Origin of the sequence: Aminobacterium sp. UBA4987 (assembly GCF_002396985.1) — a bacterium.
In the GTDB taxonomy this organism is placed as follows: domain Bacteria; phylum Synergistota; class Synergistia; order Synergistales; family Aminobacteriaceae; genus Aminobacterium; species Aminobacterium colombiense.
This window is the reverse complement of record NZ_DGZF01000009.1, coordinates 666747-686427: the sequence shown is the minus strand read 5'-3', so window position 1 is coordinate 686427 and position 19681 is coordinate 666747. Positions and strand designations below refer to the sequence as shown.

Here is a 19681-nt window from a genome sequence, read left to right as displayed (position 1 = left end):
CCTCACCTCCTCTTATTCTTTCTTACGTCGACACGTGATTCAAACGCTGCATGCAGTGTAATTCTGTCGGCAAATTCTATACTCCCCCCCACAGGAAGTCCATAGGCAAGGCGGCTAATCTTCACATCAAGATCTTCGAGCTCAGAAAAAAGAGAATAAAAAGTAAGGTCGCCCTCTACCCTGGGATTCGTCGCTATAATAACCTCCTTTACTCGTGTATTTATAATGCGCTCTTTTAACCGCTCGTATTCTGAAGGAGGAAGATCTTCCCCATCCAGTGGTGATATTTTCCCTTTTAACACATGGTACAATCCATTATATATCCCTGCCTGCTCCATGCTCAACAGATCCTCAGCTGTCTCAACAACGCAAAGAGTCTGTCTTTCCCGTAAGGGGTCTGTACAAATAGAGCATGGATCAACATCTGTTATATTTCCGCATTTAGAGCATTCACACAAACGTTCTTTTAATCCATGAAGAGCTATCGCTAATTCTTCTGGATAAGAGCCTGGCTGCTGAATAATGAAAAAAGCCATGCGCCGGGCGCTTTTTTCTCCCACTCCCGGTAGTCTTTTTAAGAGAGTAACAAGTTGCAAAAGTGGTTCTGGAAGGGCCACGTTACATTATCCCCAATGACCCAAGAGCCCCTGAAAATTGCCCCATTTTTGAGTTGGCTAGCTCTCTGCTGTTCTTGAGAGCATCTGAAACAGCGGCAAGGACAAGGTCTTCGAGCATTTCTATATCTTCAGGATCAACAACTTCTTTTTCTATTTTTACAGAAACAATGTCCCCTTGCCCATTCGCGATAACTTTGACCATTCCTCCGCCAGCATTGCCTTCTACTCTTTCATGAGCAAGTTCCTCTTGCATTTTCATCATTTGTGCTTGCATTTTTTGAGCTTGTTTCATAAGTTTATCCATTTTCATAGTGCTCGACTTCCCTTCTTGAATAATTAATGATGATACGACATTCCTTCATGAATGGCGATAGCCCGATATAATTGTTCTGTAAGAAAAAGTAAACACAATTCGTGGGGAAACGTCAACATAGAAAGAGCTATTTTCACCTGACTGCGCTTCTTTACCCTTTCTGCAACCCCATGGGAACCGCCTATAACAAAGACCAACCGCCCTCTCACTTCTCCTATAGATCTATACACCCATTGAGAGAAGGCCACGCTGGTAAATTGCTCTCCCTTCTCATCTAAGAGAACAAGATAATCCCGATCCTTGATTCGCTTGAGAAGCCCATCAGATTCTTGCTCTATTGCTTTTTCAGGAGCAGAAGCCCCCCGTGCTTCCGGAACATGTTCAAACTCCAGAGGCATAAAGGGTCGACAGCGTTTCGAGTATTCATTGATCAATTCCGCTATATTTTGATTTCTAGGCTGCCCTACAGTTATTATAACTATTTTCATTGCCAATCACTTTGCAATAGGGGAATATCCCTTTTCTTTCTTCTTTTTTGAAAGTTTCTTTATTGCGTAACGCTCTTGACGTTCTCTTTCTGAGAGAATGTCACATATTCTGCTCTCTTCCTGTTTTAACTCAGGAAGAAGTATATATTGTAACGTATTTATCTTCATCATGGTTTTTGACAGTTCTTTCTCAAGAGAAGCTAATTTTGCTTTCAAGTTAATATAAGTCCATATTCTTTCTTCGATCTTCTTCATTTCACTAAGCAGTTCGTCTAGATAAAGAGAAGTCATTGCCGGGTCGTAAGAAAGCCCGGTAAGGGGAGAGTTGTGGCCCTTTCCAGGTTGAAACTGAGTAAAGCGACAACCCATAAGGGTATGGCGTTTGGAAATTACTTTCAAAGTTCCGGCATCCGGCTTTAAAAGTTGCATAACAGTCTGCCCCTCATACATGCGGACCAATGCATAGACAAAAGATAGATGCTTTATCTGTTCTCTAAAGAGCTTGTCAAGCTCTTTAAATTTGCGGCGGTCCTCCTCAATTGCTCGGAGGAGCGCATCTCTTTTTTTCTCCAGAAGCTGTTTGCCGTACTGTACTGTGCCCATTTGCCGCCTGATATCCAGAAGCTGCTCTCTTGTGGGCGGGCGCATTCCCTTACTCATGGCGCCCCAATTTCTCTGTTATATAATGCTCAGGCAAGCGGTAAAGTTCTCTCACCGGAAGCTCAGATAGACATTGCCACGCAACATTGACAGACTCTGTAATAGTCCTATGAATGTGTCCCTGATTAACGAAATTCCTTTCAAATTTTTCCCCAAATTTTATGTAGAGATGCTCCGTTTCAGTGAGGCCGTCATCACCGACTATTAAACGAAGGCGAGAAAGTTCCAGAGCCCTGGCATAAGATGCATAGAGCTGATCTGCGAGAGCCCGGTGATAATCAAAGGTCTTCCCTTTGCCTATCCCCTTATTCATCAGCCTGCTTAAACTCGGAAGAACATTAATGGGAGGATAGGCTCCTCTATCATGAATACCACGGTCAAGAACAATTTGCCCCTCTGTAATATAGCCGGAAAGGTCTACGACAGGGTGGGTCATATCATCATCCGGCATGGTTATAATTGGAATTTGAGTAATACTTCCCTGGCAATTTTCTACACACCCTGCCCGCTCATAGATTTCAGCCAGGTCCGAATACATATATCCTGGATATCCTCGTCGGCCTGGCACTTCTTCGCGAGCCGCGCTTATTTCTCGCAGAGACTCACAATAGTAAAGCATGTCTGTCATAATTACGAGAACGTCGTATCCTTTTTCAAAGGCAAAATATTCGGCTGTGGTTAGGGCCATTCGAGGTGTAAGCAATCTTTCTACTGCAGAATCGCTGGCCAGGTTCATAAAGAAAATGCCATTATTAATGGCACCTGTCGATTCGAAAGTATCAATAAAATACCGCGCCTCTCGCCGAGTAATCCCCATGGCAGCGAAAATAACAAGAAAATCAGTTTCGCGACCTGGAACTGCGGCCTGCTGTACTATTTGAGCTGCTATCTCATTAGCAGGAAGGCCTGAACCAGAGAATATCGGAAGTTTCTGACCTCGTACAAGGGTATTCATCATGTCAATTGAGGATATCCCCGTTTCTACATACGCATTAGGACTCGTCCGCCGCACCGGATTGATAGGCATTCCTGTTATAGGCAAATCTTTATCTATAAAAGAAAGAGGGGTGCCGTCAATAGATCGTCCCCTTCCGTTCAGTACCTGGCCTACAAGGGAGAGTCCCACCGGCATTTTCACTACATCCCGCTCAAGCCAAACTGTTGTTTCACCAGTATTGAGCCCCATAGTCCCGTCAAAGACCTGAATGACGCATATATCATCCTGAATTTGCAAAATCTGGCCTGAACGCAAGCCATAAGGTGTCTCTATGCGCACAAGCTCACTATATCCTGCTTCTCTTATGCCCGAAACAAAAATAAGGGGCCCTGCTATTCCGAAAACCGAACGATAGCCTTCAAGGGCAAGTCTCATTCTGGAATCACCACCAGACTTTCGAGCTTATCATCAAAGTTCTTAAGCCACTGATTACCCTGTTGCTCAAGTTCTATTTCTGGCATTTCCCTCAAGCGCAACAATTCGACTCGTAAGGGGTAGTCGGCCACCTGGTCATATAGAAGCCCTGATTCTATACGCTGCCGCATTAAATTATCCAGGTCATAAAGTAGCTTCAGAAGTATAAATTGCTTCTTCATAGAGCAACTTGCATCTGCATCACTATAGGCATTTTGTTGTAAGAAGACTACTTTTATGGTTTCCACATGGGCTAATAGCCATTTATCTTCCTCAGAAAGGCCATCTCTCCCAACGAGCTGAACAAGGTCAGTGAGCACTTTTTCCCGATCAAGCATTTCCTTCAGATAACTTTTTAAAACTTTCCATTGAGATCCAAGCTCCCTCTCAAATACAGAAGCAAGACTCCCTTCGTAAAGAGTGTAACTCTGCTGCCAGTTAATAGCTGGGAAATGACGCTGCTGGGCCAGTCGTTTATCAAGGGCCCAAAAGGCCCCTGACAGGCGAAGGCTTGCCTGAGTAACAGGCTCAGAGAAATCCCCACCCGCTGGAGAAACTGCATTGATAACAGTCACTGACCCTTCTCGTTCCGGAAGCCCCAACAATTTCGCTCTGCCAGCGCGTTCATAATATTGAGCAAGACGTGTTCCCAGATAGGCTGGATATCCTTCTTCTCCCGGCATTTCTTCAAGTCGGCCACCAATTTCCCGAAGCGCTTCTGCCCATCGTGAGGTTGAGTCAGCCATAATTGCAGTGTTATAGCCCATGTCCCTGAAATATTCAGCCAGGGTCATGCCCAGATAGACACTAGCTTCTCTAGCTGCTACCGGCATATTAGAAGTGTTGGCAATTAAGACCATCCTTTCCATAAGAGGAGCGTTATGGAAAGGGTCGCTAAGCTCTGGAAACTCTTCAAGGACCTCTGTCATTTCATTGCCTCGCTCTCCACAGCCTATATATATAATAATTTCGGCATTACACCATTTAGCGAGGGATTGCTGCGTAACAGTCTTTCCAGTGCCAAATCCTCCTGGAAGCACTGCTGCTCCTCCTATGGCAATGGGAAATAAGGTGTCAAGTATTCGCTGCCCTGTCAGAAGTGGGGCGTCAAAGGAAAGGCGGCTTAAGACTGGGCGAGGGCGTCGTACTTCCCATCGTTGTTTCATTGTAAGTTCAACTCCATTTTCAAGACGGCAAATACTATCCTCAATGGTATAGTTTTCCTCAGAAGCAACCCAAAAAACTTTTGCCGGCTCTATATAGGGGGGAGCCATGATCCTGTGCTGAAGGAAAGAGCCTTCAAACACGTAACCTATAAATGTTCCCGGAGTAACAATTTCTCCCTCTTTTATTGAAGGAGTAAAATGCCATTTTTTCCTAGAATCTATAGCAGGGAGATGTATGCCTTTCTTTAAATAGATGCTATCTTTGCCCAAAATTTCTAAAGGGCGGCCAATGCCGTCAAAAACGCTGCCAAGGATGCCCGGCCCAAGATCTACCGCTAACAGTTCACCTGTAAATATTACAGGTTCTCCTTTTGTCAAGCCGCTTGTATCTTCATAGACCTGAATATCCACACGGTCCCCCTTGATCCTGATAACCTCCCCTAGAAGTTTGCTATGGCCAATATAGGCCACCTCGAACATTTTTATGGGGGTATATGTTACAGCCCCTATAACTGGCCCGGATATGCCCGTTATGTTTCCAGAAGAAGCTACTCCCATTATTTTCCACCTCAGTCCGTTTCTATCTCAAGGGATGGGAAAGGGATCCAGACTGGCTTTTGCGTTTTTGCCAGCCTTTTCCTGTAAGTATCAGGCAAATTCCTAAACCAACTCTCTTCTACAAGAACAAATGCAATGGATTCGTCAAGCAGCTCTCTGAAGATATGCTGAATATCAGATGGTTTTTCACAAAGAACCTTTTCGAATCCCTCGAGGCCCCAGAGATCAATAAAGAGCTGCCGCCCAAGAACAAGCGCTCTTTTCTCCTGAAAAGTCATTGCCTTTCACTTCCTCCTGGTCAACTATGTATAGGAATAAGATGAGATTCTAATTCTTTTTCAGAGAGTCCTAGCGAGAGTCCCACAGCTAAAAGACTTAGGTTCTGCCATTCTATAAGATATTTAGCAATAAATCCCAAGCCCACGGCCACACCGAGGGGATCAGCCCTGAAAAGATCTGATTGCCATTTCATAAACTGAACAAATAAGGCCCGTTGAAATTCTTGTGGTTTGCTGTTTTCTATCGGTTTTATAATCCCCTGCCAGGGTGTTCCTTGAACGACTTCAGATAGGATCGTTGTTTTTGAAAGTTTTTCTATGAATATCCATCGCCCGTTTTGAAGATACATTTTAGTAGCCTCTACTGTAGAAACCTGCCCATATCTTTGTCGAAGCCATATTCCTAAATTCCACATATCAATAGATCGCTCCAGGTATTCCTGAAGAAGCCTGCTGTTGCCCGAGTTAAACTGACCTACTTTCTTCCAGAAAAGATCGAGCATTGAAAGTAGAAGCATCCTTTCAGCTCTGACGAGATTGCCTGATTGATCCAGTTCTGCAAAAGAAGCTGCTATGGCCAGCGCATAAGGATGCCCCAAAGCTCTGCACCCTTCGATTATGTCTGTTGCTGTTTTAGTGTTTTTCCATAGATCACTATAAAAACCTTCGGTAAGGTTGCCATAATTGTGCCATTGGGGTTCTTCGCCGTTTTTACTCCCAGTATGGAGGGCTCGCAAAAGGATGCGCCCGTTCATTAAATCAGAACGGGCCAAGACCACTCCTAATAGTTCTTTTGCTTCTCCTTCGGCTTTTTCCTGAACAAATCGCAGCTGAAGATTGACCTCATGAGCAATTGCTGCCTCTATTCTGCGCAATGGCCCCCCGCGGGATGTTACCAATTTAAGACGCAAACTTTCACCATAGTGACTTTCAAGCAAAAATTGTTCAAGTGACTGCAATGTCCCGCGAGCAATGATGCTATAGTCTTCAGTCTTGAAGAGCCTCGACGTCCTCCCCCGAAGACAGGCGTTAAGATAGCCGTAATTTTCGTGAGAGAAACTCTGCTTCCCGAAGAATTTGGTTAGCCTGTGCTGCAATTTTCCTCGTAATGACAGGCTCAAATTTTTCCCATCTTGTTCTAAAGGTGTTATCAACAATAAAGTCACCCTTTTCTGACATCACCATACAGCCACCCCATCGCTGCATGGTTTTATCGGCTTTTATGACCACTCCGCGATCGTGGGTGAAAAAAATTTCATCTCCAGCATGAACAAAAATGACACATGGGATGGGGCAAAATTCAAGAGCCTCATCCAGTAAGTTTTTCATTATGACCCCATACAGCTCAGGATCTTGTCGTAACTCACTTAGACGTGTAGTGACTCTTCGCACCACCTCCGCCACTATGTTGTTATATTCATCAAGAAATTCTTTCCGAAGGCGATTGTGTACTCTCTTCTTATTCTTCTCTAAAAGCCTTTGCGCCCTTTCTTTATGAAGGTTCCGCATTTGGGCAATACGAATTTCCACCTCACTTCGCCTTGATGATATGGCATCGGCAATGTCGTTCTCAGTCTTTTTTCTCAAACTATCAATTTTTTCATCGTGCTCTTTTTTCAGGGCCTCAATAAAAAGAGTCAGGTCCTGATTCTGCAAAAAATTCCCCAAGGATCTCTCCACCTAGGCAAATTGTAAAATCAACATAATAGCAACAACAAACCCAAGGATGACCATGGTCTCTGGAATTGCTTCAAGGATAATCATGACACCGGCAGTTTCTGGTTTCTCAGCAATGGTCCCTGCCCCAGCGCTGCCTATTTTCGCCTGAGCCATGGCTGTGGCAAATGCAGGGATTCCAACAGCTAAAGCAGCTGCTAGTGCTATTATTCCTTTTTCCATCGAAGTTCCCTCCTCCGTGAAAACGGTCTGTAATTTTTACCGCCACCTACGTAAAATTTGCCCATGAACTCCACGTAATGTAACCGGGCTGCGTGTATGCTCGACCCGCCTATGGCCAAAACAAAATTTAGCAAATGGATACAAAGAGCCAAAAACAATCCTAAAATAGAAAGACCAAAGACATCTACGAATTTTGAAGCGACAAGAGCAAGTATGGCGGATGATAGTCCTATGGCCGCAATGCGTACGTAACTTAAAATATTCCCTAGTGATCCGAAGGACTCAACAAGTCCTCCTATGCCGCCACCAGCAATAAGAAAAACAAGGCCTAAAATTAATAGAGAAATTGCCATAGTAAAAAAGCTCTCTGGTAGCCAGCCTTTAAGCCCTACTAAAGCACAGATCAGAGCGAAGATAACAAGAAGGTTTCCAGCTTTCTCCATCCAGACATGCCTGTTCTTAGTTTTCACCCCTTCATAGAACCCTATCAACAGTCCCAAAATGATATGAGCAGCGCCCAAAACCACTGTAAATATCATAACGGGCATAACTGCATGGGAGCGCTCGAGCCATAAGGGGTTCAGGTGGAAAAGACGATGGGCGAGGTCGCCAAAGAACTCGCCGTAAGCGGCCCCCCAAAAGATGCTCCAGAAAGCTAAGAAGATAAAAATATATCCCACATTAGAGAGTATCTTTTTTTTCTTTTTACCGTAGAGCCAAAGCCCTAAAAGCAAAATAAGTGCTCCGTACCCCATATCTCCGACCATACAACCCGCGAAAAACGGGAAAAATAGGGCGATCACAGCTGTAGGATCAGCGGTTTTATAACGCGGAGGCTGTAGAAGTTTTAGAAAAATCTCGAAAGGCTTAAAAAGGGCTCGATTTGAGAGGGATGTGGGCACATAGTTCCACTCCTCTGCAGAAGGATAGCGCCATTGGATAAAAACATTTCCCCCAAACTGCTCTTTGAGACGAACTACGGTGAGCTCAAGTTCATCTCCAGGGATCCACCCTTCTATAAGAAAGGCGTCATCAAGGGAATGGGCCGCATTTTCAACGAGAAGCGCTTCTAGTTTCTCATCGGCAAGTATATAAAGGGCTGCAAATTTTGGCCCCCAAGTGAGGGCTGTTTCCCTTAAGTTCACCTGCAATTCTTCAAGGCGGCGAGGGATCACGCTTATTTCTTCTTTTATTGCATCAACAGAATCTAAAAGAACTTCCCGTTCGAATCCGGCTGGGGCTTTCCAGCGTATGGCATCATAGGAAACAAGCACTCTAGAAACAACATCCACATCCTGACCTAATACACTGATTGCAAGTAAGGTTTCATCGCCGCTGTGGCGATAGGAATGGTGGCGAAGATATTCTCTGTCTTTAACTGGTGTTTCCTGAACAATTTCGTTGCGAAGAGCAGATAGAATTTCTGAAATGTCCTCTCTTTCAACCCACCATAAGGAAACAAGGGCTCCTTGGGTTGTTTCTTCTTTGATAAAGGAATGAAAATGAAAGAGGATATCTTGGGATCTTTTTAGTTTGTGATGCAGCTCTTGCAAAGAATTTCTTTCGTTAAGGGTGGAAATGAGACGATCTGAAAACTGATCGAGGCTTTTGTTTACTTCTGAAATTATTTCGTCAAGAGGCAGACGCATGCTTTTTCGGGCATGTTCAATATCGCTGTCTTTCAGACTAGCCCACTCTTTCCACTCTAGGGATTCTAACATCCCCAACAGCTTTCCCCTCAATAGTCGCAGTTTGTCGAGATGAGGTGTCGACATATCCGTCGACCTTGGGAAATCAAGATGAAGAACCCCGAAATCATGTAAAGACTCTATTATTTCGGTTTTGCGGCTTGAAACGCCCCATATGGCAAGTCTGAGCATATCACGTATCAAGAGAGTATCTTCCTTTCTCTCAGCCCACCCGCCTCCTTAGTCTTCTATTTTCTTAATTGCCGTTATTTGCTTTTCTTCTTTCGACGACAGCATTTATCCCTTCATCTACTAAGTTGCCTAAGCCTATAGAGTTGTTCACCTTCTCTATAAGTTGTGAGAGAACAGAGCGAAGTTCTTTCTCATATTCTTCTGTTTGAAAGGCTACTTTCGCTTCTCTGTCTTTCCACTCATCCTCAACTTGTTGAATCGTGGCCTTTTCCATTTCCTCTAGACGAGCTAATGCTCTTTTCTTTTGTTCCAGAAGATTTTGTTCTTCATGTTCATATTCTTCTTCAAGTTTTAAACGAAATTCATCTATTTGTTTCTCCACAGATTGAACTTCGAAGTTATTCACTATCCCGTTCCTCCATCACATACTCGCAGAAAGCCTCTCGATTGATAATTCCTATAAGCTTGTTCCCTTCAACAACGGGAAGCCTCTTTATTTTTTTTCTCAACATGAGATCAGCCACAGTCATGAGGCTGGCAGAAGGGGGTACTGAATAGGGGTTTTTTGTCATAAATTCCCTTACTACCTTTTTACCTAAATTTTTGAAACGGTCAACAAGATGAATCTCCCCGTTATTTAAAAAAGAACTCTGAGCAAGTATTTCCAAATATGTGGGAATAGCTGCCTGCAATATATCAGTCTCCGAAAGATAGCCCACAAGCTCCCAATCTTCTTTTACAACAGGTATGCCTGATAAATTATGACTGTAAAGGATGTGAACAGCATCCTGTATCAGATCTTCTTCCATAACGGCAGTAAGATCACGATGCATTAGTTCCCCGGCACACGTGTTCAATGTGCTGCTACCTCCTCACTATACCCAGTTTCGTTAGCAAAACCCTGACAGCAAAAGCAAAGAGGTCCAGGTCCCTTTTCCAACGCCAAGGTTCCTGAATAAGGCGATATAACCATTCCAGACCTGCTTTTTGAATAAAGAGAGGAGCACGGGAAAGGTTCCCTGAAATGACGTCAAATGACCCTCCTACACCAATGGCTACCAGGTCACCTAACTCTTGACGATGGGCATGGATCCATTTTTCCTGACGTGGAATTCCCATTCCTACAAAAAGAAGACGTGTCCCGTTCTGTCGAATTTCTTCTATAATCCTTTTTTCTTCAGCAGCCGAAAAATAGCCATGTTGAACTCCAGCTACTTTTAGCCCAGGATATAGAGCCTGAAGTTTTTTCGCCGCTTGATCCGCAATATCAGGTTTTCCCCCAAGCAAATAGACTGGCCATTCTTCAGCACTTGCTGTACGACAAAGCTGAAGCAAAAAATCAATGCCCGTAATACGTTCCTGAATGGGTTTCCCAAGGAAACGCAATGCCCAGATTAATCCTGTTCCGTCTGCCAGGGTAAGGGCTGAGTGAGAAACTATCTCTTTATACTCCTGATCCTTCACTGCCGTCTGCACGGCCAACGAATTTACAGTGGTGATAAGGGAACACCCCGTATTTTGAATAAGAAGGGAGTGGACTTTTGCCACGGCATAGTTCATGGATACATTGTCGAGAGCGACACCCCATAATTCAGGGCGCTCCCCACTTGGAGTTTTCAGAGACATAAGCCTTGAGAATACGGGGATCATTGTCAAGCCCGCAAAAAAGACCAATACACTTACGAAAAAGACTGTCTGTTGTCCTGCAGTAAGCTGAAACATAGCGATAACAGCACCTACCAATGCACAAATAGAGGTAATGAATTTTACAGCACTTGGGTGGTCTATGCCTTTCCCAATAAGGCTGCGATAGATAACCATGGCACCTTTAGGGTTGGCTGAAAGCGCCATACTGGCAAAATGAAGGGACGTTTCCATCAAGGGGATGGCAAAAAGCCCTAGAGGGAGCACCATCATGGTGCTAAATGTTATTCCTTTACTCACGCCAAGAAGGGATGTGCCAGCTACAAGAACCCCCCAAAAGGCGGAGAGGGATTCTCCCAGGCGGCGATACATATGGCCATGACGGCTCCAGAACACGCCAAGAAGCAAAAGACCAGTCAAACTTGTATAAAAAGCATCTGGCAAATATTGACCTGACATGACTGTAGCTGCCAGCAAAATTGAGAATGTCACGGCAAGAAGGTGGCCAGCCATGCCGGGGATGTTGTCCAGTTCCTGTATAAGAATGGGGAAAACCGCAAGCCATGCGCCTGTGAGAGCTACTGAAATAAAATCATTCAAATAAAGATACTCTCCCTGAGGTAATCCTAAAAAAGTTATTTTAGGACCCGATACAGCGAAAAGAACGCCTAGTAAAAAATAGATCCAGCGTATCTTTTTCTGAGGGTAGACATGCTGATACATCCCCACTACAGCCGCGATAACTGCTGTTCCTGTAATGAGTGTGATCTCAGGATCCCCTGACCATATGCCGCTAACCATCCAAGCTCCAATGAGCAGTATGTCTCTCAAATAGTTATATTGGCTATTCTCCAGGGAACGCCTGCATAGTCTTTGAAAGAGAAAGCATGCGAAGACGAGTATGAACATGAAGAGATAGAGATCAATCTCGAATAGTAGAGATTTTACGTTGACTATGACAAGCCCACCTTTCCTCAAGAGTAATTATAAAGAAGCTCATTGAGATATTTTATCAATTTTACAGTGCTTTTGCACTATTTCCTTAAAAAAATAAAAGGTTATCTATTAGATTAACACATTGAGGAAGCATATTCATCAATGTAAGCTGATTCTGAAGATGACTACAAGAAAAACAGTGCAAAGTCACTCGCTGATCTTGTTAAAGCCAAATACAATTTCACACAGTGCCTTTACACCTATAACAAGTATCTCATCATTGAAAACATAGTTGGGAGCATGTATCGGTATCATATCGTATCCTTCCATATCATTTCCTATATAGAGAAAAAGGCCCGGTATCTGTTCCTGAAACAAAGCAAACTCCTCACACCCCATTACTGGAGTAAAGTTATCGGTTACCATGTCTGGCTCAAGTGCTTTCTTTAGAATTTCGTAAACCTGGGCTGTCAGACAAGCATCGTTGTTGACTGGCGGCATTATGCGGTCATAGGTTATTTCAAATGCTGCGCGAGCTGCTTGAGTAATACCCTTAACTATCTCTTCTATGCGGATTTGAATAAAATCACGCACTTTAGGATCAAAGGCACGAACGGTCCCGTCTAAGGTTACGGCTTCTGGAATGATGTTTACAGCCGTTCCGCCGCTAATCTTCCCAATGGTAATTGCCGCTGTTTCAAGAGGATCAATCTCTCGACTAATGATGTGTTGAAGCTGAGAAATTACATCAGCAGCAACAACAATCGGATCAACTGCCAAATGGGGCCATGCGCCATGTCCGGGTGTTCCAATTATTTTCAGTTGAAAGATATCACTGGAAGCCATTACGGGGCCCGATTTAACCGCCATAACACCTTGCTTGAGTCCCGGCCAGTTATGAAGAGTAACAATGGCATCCACATCGGGGAATTTCAGTCCGCCCGCCTTAATGATTTCGGCTGCGCCGCCTGTGTCTTCTTCTGACGGCTGAAAAATGAACTTCACATTTCCATTTAGTTTATCCTTGTACTGAGACAATATTTTGGCAGCTCCCAATACAATCGCCATATTACCATCATGTCCGCAGGCATGCATGATTCCACTGTTTTTAGAAGAATATTCTACACCGGATTGTTCTTCAATGGCCAGCGCATCCAGACAAGCTCTCAACCCAATGGTGAAACCATCGTTTTTACCTCGTAGAAGACCTATAACACCAGTTTCTCCTATGCCAGTTTTCACTTCAAATCCTAGCTTTTCCATGTAATTCGCCACTTTTGCGGCGGTACGAAACTCCTGGAAACCAAGCTCCGGATAACTGTGCAAATCTTTCCTGATAGTTACCAGCTCTTCTTTAATTGCGGCTATTTTATGACCCAGTAGTTTCATCCCATAGCCCCCTAGTCTTATTATCTATGCCCACAAGTAAAGGTGTGAAAGAGCATTGACCGTCAACGCCAATGCTCTTTGTTTGTTACTTTATTTGTTTGAGACTACCCACAAGGTAGTTTCTTCTATGGGTTACCTCTTCCACGCTTCACCGTATTTCTTTCATTCCGCCCATATAGGGAACGAGTGCCTCCGGAATTTCCACAGAACCATCTTCTCTCTGGTAGTTCTCGAGAACTGCGATCAAGGTTCTGCCTACAGCAATACCAGATCCGTTAAGGGTGTGTACATAACGCGGCCTTCCTCCATCGGCAGGCTTATAGCGGGTTCCCATTCTCCTCGCCTGGAAATCCTCACAATTACTGCAAGAGCTGATTTCACGGTATTTATCCTGGAAGGGAAGCCAAACTTCAAGGTCATAGGTTTTGCTTGCGCCAAAGCCCATATCTCCTGTGCAAAGCGTAATAACCCTGTAGGGGAGCCCCAGTTTCTGCAGAACTTCCTCTGCATTAGCTGTAAGTTTTTCAAGCTCATCATAACTATTCTCCGGTTTGCTTAATTTGACAAGTTCTACTTTGTCGAACTGATGCTGACGCATCATTCCTCTTACATCCCTGCCGTAGCTTCCTGCTTCTTTTCTAAAGCAAGGTGTGTAGGCTGTGTAATATAGAGGCAAAACTTCTTCAGGGAGAATTTCCCCACTATGAAGATTGGTTAAAGGAACTTCTGCAGTCGGGATAAGCCAGAGGTCTTCTCCCTCACATTTGTATAAGTCTTCCGCAAATTTGGGAAGCTGGCCAGTGCCCTGCATAGTCTGTGATGAAACCATAAAGGGGGGCTGTATCTCTTTATATCCATGGTGTTCTGTGTGAAGGTCGAGCATAAAATTAATCAGGGCTCTTTCAAGACGGGCGCCAGCACCTTTAAGGACAGTAAAACGGCTTTCCGCAAGAGAAACACCCTTTTCAAAGTCAAGAATTCCAAGCTTTTCCCCGATGTCCCAGTGAGCCTGAGGCTCAAAGACAAATTCTTTTGGGGTGCCCCATTTTCGAACTTCCATGTTGTCATTTTCATCTTTACCCACAGGAACGGAGTCATGAGGGCGATTAGGCATCTGGAGCAGCAAGGACTGCAGCTCCTGGTCTATTTCCGCAATCTTGCTGTCATTTTCCTTTACCATCTGCCCAAGATTTTTCATTTCTTCCATAAGGACATCGGCATCCTGACCGGAAGCCTTCGCCTCTGCAACTTTACGGGAACCTTCGTTTCTCTGGGCTTTTAGATTTTCAGTTTCAGTGAGCAGGGATCTCTTTTCCTCATCAAGAATCACTATCCTGTCCACATCGAAATCGTTATTTCTGTTTACCAGAAATGCTTTCACTTCTTCAATGTTGTTACGTATCCATTTGATTTCAAGCATTAATCTTCCTGCTCCTTTCCCGTTCTGAGTACCTTTAAGAGATTAGCTGTTTCTATGAAAGCCAGAGCTGACTCAGCTCCTTTATTTCCAGCTTTGCTACCAGCACGTAGAAGAGCCTGCTCAAGGGTGTCACATGTCAAAACACCAAAGGAGATAGGTGTTCTATGTGAGAGTCCTACTGTTGCGAGACCTTTTGCCATTTCGGAGGATACATATTCAAAATGGGGTGTATCACCTCTAATAACAGCTCCAAGAGCAATAATGCCATCAAACCGGCCTGAAAGGGCCGCCTCCTGAGCGACCAGGGGAAGTTCCCAAGCACCGGGAACCCAAATAATTTCGATGTTTTGATGTGAAACTTCATGACGCAATAAAATGTCTTTTGCCCCTTCGATCAACTTTGACGTAATGAGCTCATTAAAGCGTGAAGCTATTATACAGACCTTTAAACCAGTTCCAATAAGTTTTCCCTCTGATATCTTCATTCGTACGTTCCCCCCCTTTTTCTATCGGAGAATATCTTTTAGATGAAGCAAGTGTCCCAGCTTCTCTTCTTTTGTGTTCAAATAACGCTGATTGAATTCGTTGGGTTCTATTACAAGTGATACTCGTTCTGTAATTTTAAGGCCATATCCCTCCAGCCCCACTACTTTTCGGGGGTTGTTGGTCATCAGGCGAATGGAACTTAATCCAAGATCTCTCAAGATCTGTGCTCCAACCCCGTAATCTCTCAAATCTGCTTCATACCCAAGGGCCTCATTGGCTTCCACGGTATCGAGGCCTTTTTCCTGAAGTTGGTAGGCTTTTAATTTATTAACGATCCCTATGCCTCGCCCTTCTTGACGCATATAGAGAACCACGCCGCGGCCCTCTTCTTCGATTCTTGTCATGGCTGAATGAAGCTGTGGCCCACAATCGCACCGCAAAGATCCAAAAACATCTCCTGTTAAACATTCGGAGTGTACCCGAACAAGAACATCTTCTGCCTCTCGCACCTCGCCCTTTACAAGGGCAATGTGGACACGGTCCTGATCTTCATCCAAAACATCATGGTAGGCATGGGCAATAAAGTCACCATAGGCTGTGGGGAGTTTAACTTCGGCTACTTTTTCCACAAGTTGTTCCCTACAACTTCTATATCGAATCAACTCTTCAATAGAGATAATGCGGATGTCATGAGCTTCAGCAAACTTCAAAAGCTGAGGCAGACGGGCCATACTGCCGTCTTGGTTCATGATTTCACAGATAACCCCTGCGGGATACAGACCAGCAAGCCGTGTAAGATCTACTGCAGCCTCTGTATGTCCAGCTCGTTTTAGAACCCCACCCTTGCGCGCTGCCAGTGGGAACATATGTCCAGGCCGCAAGAAGTCCTCCGATTTTGTGTTTGGATCAGCAAGAAGCCGGGCTGTAATCGCTCGTTCTGCCGCAGAAATACCTGTGGTGGTTCCTTCCCTGGCATCGACACTGACAAGAAAAGCCGTTCCGTGACGGTCTGTATTGTCTTTTGCCATTAATTCAAGATCCAAGCATTGGGCCCTTTCAGCAGTGATAGGTACGCACACAAGCCCTCTGGCCTCTCTTACCATGAAGTTGATAATCTCTGTGGTGGCCATTTCCGCTGCAACCACCAAATCGCCCTCATTTTCTCGGTTATCGTCATCAACTACAATAACCATCTTACCATTCTTTATATCCTCAATAGCTTCATCTATTGAACTAAAAAATTGCTCCCTTCGCTCGCTCATAAATGCCCCGATCCTTTCCTCTTTCAGATAATTTAACTCCAACCTATCTCTCTCAGACGCTCAATGGTGATATCTGCTGAAGACGTGGTGATTTTTTCATCTTTCAGGTAATTCATAAATTTTAATACATATTTGCCTAAAATGTCTGTTTCAATGTTGATTATTTCACCTTCCCGCACTGTGCCAAGGGTACAACCAGCAAGTGTCACTGGGATAAGACCTACTGAAAACCAGTTTTGCGTCACATCTATAACAGTGAGACTGACGCCATCAAGGGTTACAGAACCTTTTACTACAATCAAATCAATAATATCTTTCTCTGCCTCTATACGCATGATCCTGGTCGTTCCCATAGAAATAATTTCAGCAACAGCACCTGTCCCATCAATATGACCGCTGACTATATGACCATCGAAACGACCGCCCGCCATAAGGGCTCTTTCCAAATTAACGGAACTGCCTGTTTTTAATAAACGGAATTTCGTCCGTTTCTGTGTTTCTGGCATTATATCAACAGTGAAAGATCTATTATCATGGGACGTAACAGTAACACACGCTCCTGAAACTGCAACAGATTGGCCAAGAACAAGTTCTGAAGCAATCATTGGTGCTTCTATTTTTAGACGAACCACATCATCTGCAGGTGTTATAGATACGAGCTTCCCTATGCACTCTATAAGTCCGGTGAACATTCTGGAACCCCCTCTATCCATATATCCCGCCCCGTTCTCGACATGTTAAGCACTCTAAAACGAATAAGCTTGTCCAAAGATGGTACTACAATTTCTTTAAAAAGAGAAATTCCCTGTCCCATTATAGTTGGTGCAATAAAAAGAGATAGGCCATCTATCAGCTTTTCCTGGATAAAAGCTGAAGCCAAAGTTGCCCCGCCTTCGACAAGAACAGAATTAAGTCCCCGTTCTCCCAGTATGATAGCCGCGCTTCTAAGGTCGACTCGATTGTTTTTTTCAGGAAGATAATAGATTTCTGCCCCTGCTTTAGAGAGCTGATCGTGTTTACCCATTTTTTGAGCAGAAATACCTGCCAGAATGATGGCTCCATCACCCCTTAAAATAGCAGCATCTGGTGGCATGCGAAGCATGGTGTCCACCACAATCCGAATAGGTGACCTCCCAACGGTATGGCGAACTGTAAGAGAGGGGTCATCGCGAAGCACCGTTCCTACCCCAACCATAATGCCGTCATGCTCCGCCCGCAACAAATGGGCCTTATTTCGAGATTCTTCCGATGTGATCCATTGGCTTTCTCCGTTGGGAAGAGCTATTTGTCCATCTATAGTCGAGGCAGATTTTAAGGTGAACCAAGGGCGCTGATCCCTCACCCTCCGAATGAATCCTCTATTCACCCATTTGCACTCGTCTTCAAGAACACCTGTTTCTGTGATGAGTTGGTTCGATCGGAGTATTTCAACTCCTTTCCCATTTACAACTGCATTGGGATCAACCATCCCTATAACAACTCGACCTACTTTAGATCTCACTAATTGTGGAGCGCAGGGAGGAGTTTTACCAAAATGAGCGCATGGCTCAAGATTGACATAGACAGTGGCACCTTTCGCGCCATCTCCCGCGCGCTGCAAAGCCTCTACTTCCGCGTGAGGCATTCCATAGGATCTATGATATCCCTCCGCTACAATAGTATCCTCTTTTACAATGACACAGCCTACCAGCGGATTAGGAGATGTCTGCCCCGTCCCGCGGCGTGCGAGACTTATAGCCCGTCTCATATAATATTCGTCGTCACGCCTCTGTTTCAGACTCATTGTCTTCACCTCTGAAAAATGCAGCTATATTTTTGGCTAAAACCGGACCTATCCCTTTAACTTGCATCAGCTCCTCAGGAGTTAGTACAGCTATTTTTTTGACGCTGCCGAACGAGGAAAGAAGAGAAGCAGCCATGTGTTTGCCTACTCCAGGGATTTCTTCCAGCACCGAACGCGTCAAAACTATGCCCCTTCCTCGCCTATGGCTCTTAATGGCAAAGCGATGGGATTCATCACGAACACGCTGTAAAAGGCGAAGGACCGGATCTGTCCAATCAAGACGAATTGGCGGTTCTTTTTCGTTATGGTATATCAGTTCCTCCCTTTTCGCCAGGGAAATGGCAGGTATCTTTTCCATTTTCAATTCAGAAAGGGCTTTTTTCGCAAACTCCAGCTGTATAGGGCCGCCATCTATGAGAATAAGCTGAGGAAGAGGTTCGTTATTTTCAAGCATCTTGCTATAGCGGCGTTTTACAACTTCTTCAATAGATCGAAAGTCATCGATACCTTCAACGGTCCGTACTTTAAATCGCCTGTATAGAGTGGGGTTCGAAACCCCTTGTTCAAAGACCACTACAACACCATAGGTTTCGTGACCAGCCATATGGGAAATATCAAATCCGTCGATTCGCCATGGAAGGGTATCCATATGGAGAAGGCACTGCAATTTATTCAGAGCTTCCCATGTTTCACTATCGATATCCTCGCGAAGACTAGAAGATATCCGCTGGCGGGAGAGGCGCCATATGGCGCTAATAGCATCACGGTGGCGTGCAGCTTTTTCAAAATCAAGGGAGTGTGCGGCTTCTTCCATCCGCTTTCGTATTCGTTCTACAAGTTCGGAAGATTGTCCAGTTAAAAGCAGAATAACGTCGTCAACCCTTTCTCTGTACTCTGTTTCACTGCAAAGTGCTGCACAAGGTGCAAGACATCTTCCAAGGGAATAATTGAGACAGGGCCTTTTTTTCTTATCTGGCTTCACTTCTGCCTTACAACTCCGAAGGGGGAAATAACGTTCAGCCACTCTTAAAAGCGCCCTAACATCTTTTGCGCTGATAAAGGGACCTAGATATGTTGCGCCGTCGTCATCCTTATGCCGGGTAATTACAAGCCGCGGGAACGCATCATCCGTTATTTTAATATAAGGGTAGCGTTCATTCATTTTGAGATCTATATTGAAAAAGGGCTTGTATTTTTTAATAAGGCGTGACTCTACAATAAGGGCCTCCGCTTCTGTTTCAGTTCGTATAACAGATATATCAGCAATGCTTTCTACAAGTTTACGCAAACGGGGAGAAGCAAAACCCTCATGTCTAAAATAAGACGACACTCTTTTTCGAAGGGATTTTGCTTTGCCTACGTATATTACTTTCCCTTCCTCGTCGCGCATGATATAAACCCCAGGGCGAAGGGGAAGATTTCTTATCGTATTTTTCAATTTTTGGTTTATCATTAGATCACCATTATATGAAGTATAATATGGTTTCTAAG

At 44.4% G+C, this 19681-nt stretch carries 21 protein-coding genes; all 21 read right to left on the bottom strand.

Features of this window, described 5'->3' with window-relative positions; genetic code table 11:
- Positions 1 to 2: 2 nt before the first annotated feature.
- The 21 genes from recR to B2U56_RS07485 all read right to left on the bottom strand — a co-directional run bounded on the left by recR (position 3) and on the right by B2U56_RS07485 (position 19643).
- Positions 3 to 617 carry a recombination mediator RecR gene (recR, locus tag B2U56_RS07585; protein ID WP_013048369.1) on the bottom strand — a complete coding sequence of 205 codons (615 nt, stop codon included), beginning with the start codon at positions 615 to 617 and terminating at the stop codon, positions 3 to 5.
- 1 nt (position 618) lies between these two features.
- Entirely contained in the window at positions 619 to 927 is a 309-nt protein-coding gene (locus tag B2U56_RS07580) for a YbaB/EbfC family nucleoid-associated protein (protein ID WP_013048370.1), read from the bottom strand.
- A 26-nt stretch (positions 928 to 953) separates the two neighbouring features.
- Positions 954 to 1418, bottom strand: a complete 465-nt coding sequence (locus B2U56_RS07575; RefSeq protein WP_286953053.1) for a 23S rRNA (pseudouridine(1915)-N(3))-methyltransferase RlmH — start codon at positions 1416 to 1418, stop codon at positions 954 to 956.
- A gap of 6 nt (positions 1419 to 1424) precedes the next feature.
- Entirely contained in the window at positions 1425 to 2078 is a 654-nt protein-coding gene (locus B2U56_RS07570; RefSeq protein ID WP_286953052.1) for a V-type ATP synthase subunit D, read from the bottom strand.
- The gene (locus tag B2U56_RS07565; RefSeq protein ID WP_286953051.1) at positions 2071 to 3450 is read right to left on the bottom strand and encodes a V-type ATP synthase subunit B; all 1380 of its coding nucleotides are present in this window, start codon (positions 3448 to 3450) and stop codon (positions 2071 to 2073) included. The genes B2U56_RS07570 and B2U56_RS07565 overlap by 8 nt, the downstream gene beginning before the upstream one ends.
- Positions 3447 to 5213, bottom strand: coding sequence for a V-type ATP synthase subunit A (locus B2U56_RS07560; protein WP_286953050.1), 1767 nt, complete (start codon positions 5211 to 5213; stop codon positions 3447 to 3449). The genes B2U56_RS07565 and B2U56_RS07560 overlap by 4 nt, the downstream gene beginning before the upstream one ends.
- Before the next feature lie 11 nt (positions 5214 to 5224).
- Positions 5225 to 5491 (bottom strand): V-type ATP synthase subunit F, encoded by a 267-nt coding sequence (locus tag B2U56_RS07555; protein ID WP_286953049.1) that lies wholly within the window; start codon positions 5489 to 5491, stop codon positions 5225 to 5227.
- 20 nt (positions 5492 to 5511) lie between these two features.
- Positions 5512 to 6588 carry a V-type ATPase subunit gene (locus B2U56_RS07550; protein WP_286953048.1) on the bottom strand — a complete coding sequence of 359 codons (1077 nt, stop codon included), beginning with the start codon at positions 6586 to 6588 and terminating at the stop codon, positions 5512 to 5514.
- Entirely contained in the window at positions 6521 to 7159 is a 639-nt protein-coding gene (locus B2U56_RS07545) for a V-type ATP synthase subunit E (RefSeq protein WP_286953047.1), read from the bottom strand. Before B2U56_RS07545 ends, B2U56_RS07550 begins: the two co-directional genes overlap by 68 nt.
- 12 nt (positions 7160 to 7171) lie before the next feature.
- On the bottom strand, positions 7172 to 7390 hold the full coding sequence (locus tag B2U56_RS07540; protein ID WP_013048378.1) for an ATPase: 219 nt from the start codon (positions 7388 to 7390) through the stop codon (positions 7172 to 7174).
- Positions 7375 to 9282 carry a V-type ATP synthase subunit I gene (locus tag B2U56_RS07535; protein ID WP_286953046.1) on the bottom strand — a complete coding sequence of 636 codons (1908 nt, stop codon included), beginning with the start codon at positions 9280 to 9282 and terminating at the stop codon, positions 7375 to 7377. Before B2U56_RS07535 ends, B2U56_RS07540 begins: the two co-directional genes overlap by 16 nt.
- A 52-nt stretch (positions 9283 to 9334) precedes the next feature.
- Entirely contained in the window at positions 9335 to 9676 is a 342-nt protein-coding gene (locus B2U56_RS07530; protein WP_286953045.1) for a hypothetical protein, read from the bottom strand.
- A complete protein-coding gene (locus B2U56_RS07525; RefSeq protein ID WP_013048381.1) occupies positions 9669 to 10127 on the bottom strand; it encodes a CBS domain-containing protein in 459 nt (152 codons plus the stop codon). The genes B2U56_RS07530 and B2U56_RS07525 overlap by 8 nt, the downstream gene beginning before the upstream one ends.
- 7 nt (positions 10128 to 10134) lie before the next feature.
- Positions 10135 to 11715, bottom strand: coding sequence for a WecB/TagA/CpsF family glycosyltransferase (locus B2U56_RS07520; protein WP_286953044.1), 1581 nt, complete (start codon positions 11713 to 11715; stop codon positions 10135 to 10137).
- Between the two features lie 342 nt (positions 11716 to 12057).
- Complete coding sequence (locus tag B2U56_RS07515) at positions 12058 to 13239, bottom strand: M20 metallopeptidase family protein (RefSeq protein WP_286953042.1); 1182 nt, start codon at positions 13237 to 13239, stop codon at positions 12058 to 12060.
- Between the two features lie 148 nt (positions 13240 to 13387).
- On the bottom strand, positions 13388 to 14659 hold the full coding sequence (gene serS, locus B2U56_RS07510; RefSeq protein WP_286953041.1) for a serine--tRNA ligase: 1272 nt from the start codon (positions 14657 to 14659) through the stop codon (positions 13388 to 13390).
- Entirely contained in the window at positions 14659 to 15144 is a 486-nt protein-coding gene (ribH, locus tag B2U56_RS07505; RefSeq protein WP_013048385.1) for a 6,7-dimethyl-8-ribityllumazine synthase, read from the bottom strand. Before ribH ends, serS begins: the two co-directional genes overlap by 1 nt.
- 21 nt (positions 15145 to 15165) lie before the next feature.
- Positions 15166 to 16407, bottom strand: coding sequence for a bifunctional 3,4-dihydroxy-2-butanone-4-phosphate synthase/GTP cyclohydrolase II (locus B2U56_RS07500; protein ID WP_013048386.1), 1242 nt, complete (start codon positions 16405 to 16407; stop codon positions 15166 to 15168).
- Between the two features lie 32 nt (positions 16408 to 16439).
- Positions 16440 to 17099, bottom strand: a complete 660-nt coding sequence (locus B2U56_RS07495; RefSeq protein ID WP_286953040.1) for a riboflavin synthase — start codon at positions 17097 to 17099, stop codon at positions 16440 to 16442.
- Complete coding sequence (ribD, locus tag B2U56_RS07490; RefSeq protein WP_286953039.1) at positions 17081 to 18190, bottom strand: bifunctional diaminohydroxyphosphoribosylaminopyrimidine deaminase/5-amino-6-(5-phosphoribosylamino)uracil reductase RibD; 1110 nt, start codon at positions 18188 to 18190, stop codon at positions 17081 to 17083. The genes B2U56_RS07495 and ribD overlap by 19 nt, the downstream gene beginning before the upstream one ends.
- A complete protein-coding gene (locus B2U56_RS07485; protein WP_286953038.1) occupies positions 18168 to 19643 on the bottom strand; it encodes an excinuclease ABC subunit UvrC in 1476 nt (491 codons plus the stop codon). The genes ribD and B2U56_RS07485 overlap by 23 nt, the downstream gene beginning before the upstream one ends.
- Between the last annotated feature and the right edge of the window lie 38 nt (positions 19644 to 19681).

Coding starts and splice junctions, on each gene's coding strand:
- B2U56_RS07580 (WP_013048370.1), bottom strand. CDS start 927: ATGAAAATGGATAAACTTATGAAACAAGCTCAAAAAATGCAAGCACAA.
- B2U56_RS07575 (WP_286953053.1), bottom strand. CDS start 1,418: ATGAAAATAGTTATAATAACTGTAGGGCAGCCTAGAAATCAAAATATA.
- B2U56_RS07570 (WP_286953052.1), bottom strand. CDS start 2,078: ATGAGTAAGGGAATGCGCCCGCCCACAAGAGAGCAGCTTCTGGATATC.
- B2U56_RS07565 (WP_286953051.1), bottom strand. CDS start 3,450: ATGAGACTTGCCCTTGAAGGCTATCGTTCGGTTTTCGGAATAGCAGGG.
- B2U56_RS07560 (WP_286953050.1), bottom strand. CDS start 5,213: ATGGGAGTAGCTTCTTCTGGAAACATAACGGGCATATCCGGGCCAGTT.
- B2U56_RS07555 (WP_286953049.1), bottom strand. CDS start 5,491: ATGACTTTTCAGGAGAAAAGAGCGCTTGTTCTTGGGCGGCAGCTCTTT.
- B2U56_RS07540 (WP_013048378.1), bottom strand. CDS start 7,390: ATGGAAAAAGGAATAATAGCACTAGCAGCTGCTTTAGCTGTTGGAATC.
- B2U56_RS07520 (WP_286953044.1), bottom strand. CDS start 11,715: ATGGTTAGCGGCATATGGTCAGGGGATCCTGAGATCACACTCATTACA.
- B2U56_RS07515 (WP_286953042.1), bottom strand. CDS start 13,239: ATGAAACTACTGGGTCATAAAATAGCCGCAATTAAAGAAGAGCTGGTA.
- serS (WP_286953041.1), bottom strand. CDS start 14,659: ATGCTTGAAATCAAATGGATACGTAACAACATTGAAGAAGTGAAAGCA.
- ribH (WP_013048385.1), bottom strand. CDS start 15,144: ATGAAGATATCAGAGGGAAAACTTATTGGAACTGGTTTAAAGGTCTGT.
- B2U56_RS07500 (WP_013048386.1), bottom strand. CDS start 16,407: ATGAGCGAGCGAAGGGAGCAATTTTTTAGTTCAATAGATGAAGCTATT.
- B2U56_RS07495 (WP_286953040.1), bottom strand. CDS start 17,099: ATGTTCACCGGACTTATAGAGTGCATAGGGAAGCTCGTATCTATAACA.
- ribD (WP_286953039.1), bottom strand. CDS start 18,190: ATGAGTCTGAAACAGAGGCGTGACGACGAATATTATATGAGACGGGCT.
- B2U56_RS07485 (WP_286953038.1), bottom strand. CDS start 19,643: ATGATAAACCAAAAATTGAAAAATACGATAAGAAATCTTCCCCTTCGC.